1 protein-coding gene is annotated in these 1,421 nt (G+C 55.5%); it reads left to right on the forward strand.

Annotation, left to right across the window (positions count from 1 at the left end):
- The first annotated feature begins 110 nt into the window (after positions 1-110).
- Complete coding sequence (locus tag FBY01_RS31440; RefSeq protein WP_145311125.1) at positions 111-1,412, forward strand: IS4 family transposase; 1,302 nt, start codon at positions 111-113, stop codon at positions 1,410-1,412.
- Positions 1,413-1,421 lie beyond the last annotated feature (9 nt).

Consider the following 1,421-nt stretch of genomic DNA (forward strand, 5'->3'; position numbering starts at 1 on the left):
CCATCCCTTTCAAGGTCTTCGGTAAAATCGCTGAAATTTCATTCAGGGATCCCCAAACGATGTGGGCCGATGTTCTAGCGCGTTTCGAGAAAAAAGCACCTGCCAGTGTCATGGCCAAATTGGCACTGGAGCAGGCTATTGCCCCTGAGTGGGTCGATCAGGTTTTCGAAGAACATCGGCAACGGCAGTATTCTCGTGAACTACTGTTCTCGACCATCATCAAGCTGATGTCCCTTGTTTCATTGGGCTTGAAGCCATCCCTGCACGCAGCCGCGCGGCAACTGGAAGATCTTCCTGTCAGTTTGGCTGCCCTCTACGACAAGATCAGTCGTACCGAACCTGCTTTGTTGCGCGCGCTGGTCACAGGTTGTGCTCAACGCCTGACCCCGACCATCAAAGAGCTGGGTTATACGACGATGCTGCCGGGCTGGCAGGTTCGGGTAGTGGACGGTAATCACTTGGCATCTACTGAGAAACGTCTGGGTGCTTTACGCCACGAGCGCGGCGCTGCTCGTCCCGGTTTTTCGGTGGTGGCCTACGACCCCGACCTGGATCAGGTCATCGACCTTCAGGCGTGTGAGGATGCCTACGCAAGCGAGCGTGTTTGTGTGCTGCCTCTATTGGCCAATGCCGAGCCGGGCCAGGTGTGGCTGGCTGATCGACTCTATTGCACGCTCCCGGTGATGGAGGCTTGTGAACAGGTCCAAACTTCCTTTGTCATTCGGCAGCAGGCCAAGCATCCACGCTTGATTCAAGAGGGTGAGTGGCAAGAGCCAGTGCCTGTGGAAACAGGCACTGTGCGTGAGCAGATCATCCAGATTAGAGGCGGTTATCAATATCGGCGTGTCGAGCTGACGCTTCATTCGCCAACCGACTCGGGTGACAGCAGCTTGATGTTCTGGAGCAACTTGCCTGACAGCGTCAGTGCGCAGCAGATCGCGGAACTCTATCGCCGCCGCTGGAGTATTGAGGGTATGTTCCAACGACTGGAAGCGATCCTGGAAAGTGAAATCGAAACCCTTGGCAACCCAAAGGCTGCCTTACTCGGGTTCGCCACTGCGGTATTGGCCTACAACGTCCTGGCCGTCCTCAAACGCAGCGTCGAGCAAGCCCATCGGGAGACCCAGCCTGAAGGATGGGAAGCCTCGATCTATCACTTGGCAGTCCAAGTCAGAAGTGGTTATGAGGGAATGCAAATTGCTCTGCCCTCGGAATATCTTCCCGTCATCCCTCTGGAAAAACTGGCTCAGCGCTTACTGGAGCTGGCCAGAAACATCCAGCCCAAACAAGTTGCGAAAAGCCCCCGTGGCCCCAAGGTGCCCAAACCAAAGACATGGGTCCAAGGCACGGCGGTGCATGCTCATGTTTCAACGGATCGGGTAATCAAGGCTGCAAAAACGAAAAGACCTTGAAAGGGATGG

The organism is Pseudomonas sp. SJZ077 (genome assembly GCF_007993905.1).
Taxonomy (GTDB): Bacteria; Pseudomonadota; Gammaproteobacteria; order Pseudomonadales; family Pseudomonadaceae; genus Aquipseudomonas; species Aquipseudomonas mandelii.